Genomic DNA, 6,037 nt, shown 5'->3' with positions numbered 1-6,037 from the left:
GCCGAGCAGCGCCCCGCCCAGGGCCGGCCCGGCGGCGAAGGCCGTGCTGCGCGCCAGCTCCAGCCAGCGGTTGGCCTCGGCCAAACGCCCGCGCGCGACCAGCGCCGGCAGCAGGGCCGGCGCGGCGACGCTGTAGGCCACGGTGCCGGTGGCGCCGAGGAAGCCCAGCGCCGCCAGCCAGGACAGGGACAGCCCGCCGCCGAGCAGCAGGGCCAGGATCCCCAGCAGGCTGGCCGCGCGCAGCAGCTCGGCGCCCAGCATCAGCCGGCGGCGGGAGGTGCTGTCGGCCAGCAGGCCGGCGGGCAGGGAAAGCAGCAGGAAGGGCAGGGTCTGCGCCGCCTGCAGCCAGCCCGCCCCGGCCGCCCCGGCGCCCAGCGCCAGCACGGCCAGCAGCGGCGCGGCGGCGAGGGCGACCTGCTCGGCCGCCTGGGCGGCGAGGTTGGAGGCGGCGAGACGGCGGAAGGCGGCGGGCAGGGGTTCGGGCATCGGGCCGGCTCCATGGAGAGGAGCCGGCAGACTGGGGCGGAGCGGGGCGCGCCGCACTCCGCGGCTTGCGCTGGAACTGGCGGGGCGGCGCCCTATCCCGCCGCCACATGCACGGCCGGGCGGCGGCCATCGTTCCACCGGCCCCCGAGAGCGCGCTCGATCTGCGCCGCGAGTTGCAGCAGCAGCCCGTCCTTCGCCTGGCCGCCGATCGCCTGGATGCCGAGCGGCAGGCCGCTCTCCTGCCAGCCGAGCGGCATGGAGAGGGCGGGAATGCCGGCCAGGTTGCACAGCGGCGTATAGGCAAAGTTGCGCCAGAGGTTGGCGAACCAGTCGCGCACGTCCGGATTGTCGCTGAGCGTCAGGTACTCCGTCGTGCCGATCACGGGTGTCGGCAGGGCGGTCACCGGGGTCAGCAGGACGTCCCAGTCCTCGAAGAAGGCGCCGAAGCCGCGCGAGGTGGCGTTGAAGACCGCCTGCATCCGCGCCCGCTCGGTGAAGGAGAAGCCGAGTCCGGCCTCCCAGATGCGGATGTTCATCGGCTCCACCAGATCCGCCGGCGGGCGGGCATGGCCCAGCGGCGCGATCAGGTTGTTCACCGTCTGCGCGAAATTGCTGATGTAGCAATCGGTCTGCGCGGCGAAGGCGGCGCGGAAGTCGATCGTCGGCAGCGCCCATTCGACATGGTGGCCGAGGCTCTCCAGCAGCCGCCCCGCGCGCTCCAGCTCGGCGACGAAATGCGGGGCCGCGCGGTAGTCGCCCCATTCGTGCGAGAGGGCGATGCGCAGCTGCCGCGGGTCACGCCGGATGAGGGTCGTATAGGCCTCGTCCGGCGTCCAGTACGGCATGAACTCGCCGGGCGCGCCGCCGCGGCAGGCATCGACGAAGGCCGCCGTGTCGCGCACCGTGCGGCTCTGGCAGCCCTGGATGGAGACCAGGCCCGTGAGGTCCGAGGCGCCGGGGGCGATGGAGAAGACCCCGCGCGAGACCTTCAGCCCGAGGTTGCCGCAGGCCCCGGCCGGGATGCGGATCGAGCCGCCGCCATCGGTCGCGTGGCTCAGCGGCAGCACCCCGGCGGCCACCATGGCCGCCGTGCCGGCGGAGGAGCCGTTGGTGGTGAAGCCCGTGTCCCAGGGGTTGCGGGTGACGTAGACGGCCGGGTTCTCGGCCGAGGAGCAGCAGCCGAATTCGGGCGTGGTGGTGCGGCCGATGATGTTGAGCCCGGCGGCGCGGATCTTCTGCGTCAGCCAGGCATCGGCCGTGGCGCGGTGGCCGCGCATCAGCCGCGAGCCCATCTCCTGAAGGCGGCCCTTCACCGTCGGGCCGAGATCCTTCATCAGCCAGGGCAGGCCGGCGAAGGGGCCGTCGGGGTCGGTGCCGTCCCGCAGCGGGTCGGCCACCGCGTCCTCGAACACCTCGACCACGCCGGAGAGGGCGGGATCGACGCGGGCGATGCCGGCCGCGGCCTGGGCCGCCAGTTCGGCGGGGGTCAGCTTCCCCTGGCGCACCAGCGCCGCCAGGCCGAGCCCGTCCTGGCCAGCCCATTCCTCCCAGCTCATCGCCAGTGTCATCGCGCATCCATCCCTGCTGCCATCCGCCGGGCAGCTTAGAGCGGAACCCGACCGGGGGAAATCGGGCGGGAGAGTGAAGAGGCGCGGGAATCAACAGGCTAGGACGCCCCCTGGCCTGTGCGCGGCGAGAGATGTACACACCCTCCTCTTCCCTTGCCGTGTGCTGCGTGCGGCCTGGGATCAGCACGGAACGGAGACCTGACAAACACCCTGCCAGGAGGACGTTTCCGCATGGCTTCGACCGGTTTCACGGGACGCATCAACACCGCCTTCCGCGGCTTTCTCGATAGCGAGGCCTCGGGCGGGCTGGTGCTGATGGTGGTGGCCTTGCTCGCCATCGCCACCGCCAACTCGCCGCTGGCCGGCGCCTACTTCACCGCGCTGCACAGCTATCTCGGGCCGCTCAGCCTGCTGCACTGGATCAACGACGCGCTGATGGCCGTCTTCTTCCTGATGGTCGGGCTGGAGATCAAGCGCGAGATGCTGGACGGCCAGCTCTCGACCTGGAGCCGCCGCATCCTGCCGGGCGTCGCCGCGCTGGGCGGCATGGTGGTGCCGGCGCTGATCTACGTGGCCTTCAACCATGCCGATCCGCAGGCGCTGCACGGCTGGGCCGTCCCGACCGCGACGGACATCGCCTTCGCCCTCGGCGTGCTCTCGCTGCTCGGCCCGCGCGTGCCGATCTCGCTGAAGGTCTTCCTGGCGGCGCTCGCCATCATCGACGATCTCGGCGCCGTGCTGGTGATCGCGCTGTTCTACACCGGCGATGTCTCGCTGCCCGACCTGCTGGGGGCGGCGGCGGTGCTGGCGGCCCTGGTGCTGATGAACCGCGCCGGCGTGCTGCGGCTTCTGCCCTATCTGCTTCTCGGCGCGCTGCTCTGGCTGCTGGTGCTGCGCTCCGGCGTGCATGCCACGGTGGCCGGCGTGCTGCTGGCGCTGACCATCCCGATCCGCCTGACCCCCGGCACGCCGGAAGCGGCGCCGGCGGCCTCGCCGCTGCACCGGCTGGAGCATGTGCTGCAGCGGCCGGTCGCCTTCGTCATCGTGCCGATCTTCGGCTTCGCCAATGCCGGCGTCTCCTTCGCGGGGGTGGAACTGTCCGTGCTCTGGGAGCCGCTGACGCTGGGCGTGGCCGGCGGGCTGGTGGTGGGCAAGCTGGTCGGCGTGTTCGGTGCCGTGGTGCTGATGGTGCGGCTGCGCTTGGCGGACCTGCCGGCGGCGGCGAGCTGGGGGCAGATGCTCGGCACCGCGCTGCTCTGCGGCATCGGCTTCACCATGAGCCTGTTCATCGGCCTGCTGGCCTTCGAGGACCCGGCGCTGCAGGACCGGGTGAAGTTCGGCATCCTGGCCGGCTCGCTGGTGGCGGGCACCGCGGGCTACCTGGTGCTGCGCGGCAGCCGGCGGGAGGGCAAGGCCCCGGGAACGCGGGGAGGCTGAAGCCGGCCGGACGTGCCCTTGACCTCAACCTGGGTTGAGGTCCTATCTCGGGAGCCGGCCCGCCGGCGCGGGCCCTCCGCGCCGCGCTCCGGCGGCGGGAGCCGGAAGCGGAGCCCGAGAATCGCATGCGACAGGACAGGACGTGTCAGGACAGGCGCCTCGCCCTCGTCACCGGGGCCCATCGCGGCCCTGGCCTGGCCATCGCCAGCGCGCTGGCCCAGGCCGGGGTGCAGATCCTGCTCGGCTGCCGCAGCCGCGAGCGCGGCCATGCCGCGGCGGCGGCGCGGCCGGAGGGGGCCTGGATGGAGCCGGTGCATCTCGATGTCACGGACGACTGGTCGATCGCCGCGCTGCGCGAGCTGGTGCGGCGGGAATACGGCCGGCTGGACATCCTAGTGAATGCCGCCGAGGTGGCGCTGGACGCGCGTGACGACCTGCTGCCGCGCGAGCGCTTCGAGCGGAGCTTCGCCGTCAACGCCACCGGCGCGGCGGCGGTGACGGAGGCGATGCTGCCCCTGCTGACCCGTTCCGAAGCACCCTGTGTCGTCAATTTGCTGGCCGCGCCGGGCGGCGGGGCGCCCGCCTACCTGGCTTCCAAGGCGGCGCTGGAGGCCCTGACGCGGGCCGAGGCGGCCCGGCTGAAGGGGCTGGGCATCAAGGTCAACGGCATCCGGCCGGTGTCGCTGCCGGGGCCGGCGGGGCTGCGCGCCACGGCCGAGCTGGCGCGGCGCTATGCCCTGCTGGGGCCGGATGGGCCGAGCGGCACCGTGGCGATGGCGGAGCCGCTGGCGCTGGCCGGGTAGGGCGGCCTCAGGGGCGGCGGATCAGCACCGGCTGGGCGATGGGCGCCTCCTCCGGGGGCTCGTGCTCCAGATAGTCCTCGACATAGAGGCGACGGACCAGCATCAGCAGCACCGCCGCCATCGGCGTCGCCAGCATCATGCCGAGGAAGCCGTAGAGCAGGCCGAAGGCGAAGAGGGCGATGATGGTCGCAGCCTCCGGCAGGTTGACATGGGTCTTCTGGACATAGGGCGTGACCAGGTAGCTCTCGACCGACTGCACGACGAGATAGACGGCGATGACGCTGAGCACGCCGCTGAACCCGTCGGCGAAGCCGAGCAGCACCGCCGGGATCGCCGCCAGCACCGGCCCGACCGTCGGGATGAAGGCGAGCACTGCCGCGATCAGCCCCAGCACCGGGGCCAGCGGCACGCCGATGAACCAGAGGCCGAGGCCGGTCAGCACGCCCACCACCGCCATCGAGATCATCTGCGCGCCCAGCCAGTTGCGCAGCGTCACGGCCGCCTCCTCGGCGACGCTGCGGGCCTTCGGGCGGAGCGAGGGGGTGACCATCAGCTCGATGCCGCGCCGGTAGAGCGCCGGGTCGAGGGCGAAGTACAGCCCGAGGAAGAGCACCAGCACGATATTGGCCAGGGCGCCGAAGGTGGTGTTCAGCGCCGAGAAGGCGGAACTGCCGCCGCCGGAGGGCAGGCTCATGTTCTCCGGCTGCAGGCGGGTGAGCAGCTCCTGCCCCCAGCTGTAGCGGCGCAGCGTCGCGGCCAGGCGGTCCGCGGCCGCTGGCACCTCCTGCCAGAGCTGGTTGAGCTGGTCGGCGATGGGCTGGGCCGCCAGCATGCCGAGCCCCGCCCCGACCAGCAGCAGCAGCAGGATGAAGATCAGCACGCCGGGCCCGTGCGGCAGCACCGGCACCACCCGCCGCAGCAGCTGCGCCCCGGCATGGAGGAAGATGGCGATCAGCGCCGCGGCGAAGATCAGCAGCGGCACCTCCGGCACCAGCCAGAGAAGCAGCAGCAGCAGCCCGCCCAGGACGATCAGCGAGGTGGTTCGGCGCGTCATGGTTTCTCCTCAGGCCCTCCCGGGCCGGCGGGCGATTAAAGCTGGGGCGGAGCCGGGGTTGCCCGGCGGGGTGCGGGGCTGTCATGCCATCGCCCCTTGCCTTGCGGCGCCGGGCCGCCTATCGGGCGGCGCATCTGCACGCCATCAAAGGGAGTCACCCCATGGCCGTCGAGCGCACCCTGTCCATCATCAAGCCGGATGCCACCCGCCGCAACCTGACCGGCCGGATCAACGCCAAGTTCGAGGAGAAGGGCCTGCGCATCGTCGCGCAGAAGCGCATCCAGCTCTCCGAGGCCCAGGCCGGCGCCTTCTACGCCGAGCACAAGGCGCGGCCGTTCTACAAGGACCTGGTCTCCTTCATGACCTCGGGCCCGGTGGTGGTGCAGGTGCTGGAGGGCGAGAACGCCATCGCCGCCAACCGCGAGATCATGGGCGCGACCAACCCGGCCAACGCGGCCGAGGGCACCATCCGCAAGGAATTCGCCGAGAGCATCGAGGCGAATTCGGTGCATGGCTCGGACGGCGCCGAGGCCGCCGCGCGCGAGGTGTCCTTCTTCTTCGCCGGTACCGAGATCGTCGGCTGAACCCCGTGGCGGCGGGGCGATCCCGCCGCCGCGGCGCGGACGCGCAGGGCGGCGCCTCCCGTGCGGGGGGCCCCCCCCACACACCACCGCGGCCGCGCCGTCCCG

6 protein-coding genes are annotated in these 6,037 nt (G+C 72.7%); 3 read left to right on the top strand and 3 right to left on the bottom strand.

Annotated elements, in window-relative coordinates:
- Both ACVMLK_RS19480 and ACVMLK_RS19475 read right to left on the bottom strand, forming a co-directional pair.
- On the bottom strand, window positions 1-486 hold a 486-nt coding region (locus ACVMLK_RS19480; RefSeq protein WP_457487357.1), incomplete at its 3' end, for an MFS transporter.
- A gap of 92 nt (window positions 487-578) precedes the next feature.
- Window positions 579-2,054 (bottom strand): amidase, encoded by a 1,476-nt coding sequence (locus tag ACVMLK_RS19475; protein WP_457487356.1) that lies wholly within the window; start codon window positions 2,052-2,054, stop codon window positions 579-581.
- Window positions 2,055-2,285: 231 nt separating this feature from the next.
- Between ACVMLK_RS19475 and nhaA the strand changes: the two genes are divergently transcribed.
- Window positions 2,286-3,491: a Na+/H+ antiporter NhaA gene (gene nhaA, locus ACVMLK_RS19470; RefSeq protein ID WP_457487355.1), complete on the top strand. Its 1,206-nt coding sequence runs from the start codon at window positions 2,286-2,288 to the stop codon at window positions 3,489-3,491.
- 125 nt (window positions 3,492-3,616) lie between these two features.
- On the top strand, window positions 3,617-4,294 hold the full coding sequence (locus ACVMLK_RS19465; RefSeq protein WP_457487354.1) for an SDR family NAD(P)-dependent oxidoreductase: 678 nt from the start codon (window positions 3,617-3,619) through the stop codon (window positions 4,292-4,294).
- A 7-nt stretch (window positions 4,295-4,301) separates the two neighbouring features.
- On the opposite strand, the gene ACVMLK_RS19460 is transcribed toward ACVMLK_RS19465, so the two are convergent.
- Window positions 4,302-5,348, bottom strand: coding sequence for an AI-2E family transporter (locus ACVMLK_RS19460; protein WP_198366226.1), 1,047 nt, complete (start codon window positions 5,346-5,348; stop codon window positions 4,302-4,304).
- Window positions 5,349-5,509: 161 nt separating this feature from the next.
- On the opposite strand from ACVMLK_RS19460, the gene ndk reads away from it, so the two are divergent.
- The gene (gene ndk / locus ACVMLK_RS19455; RefSeq protein ID WP_422922776.1) at window positions 5,510-5,932 is read left to right on the top strand and encodes a nucleoside-diphosphate kinase; all 423 of its coding nucleotides are present in this window, start codon (window positions 5,510-5,512) and stop codon (window positions 5,930-5,932) included.
- Window positions 5,933-6,037 lie beyond the last annotated feature (105 nt).

The sequence above is a fragment of the Teichococcus aerofrigidensis genome (genome assembly GCF_054073225.1).
This window is presented reverse-complemented; position numbering and strand designations above follow the sequence as displayed.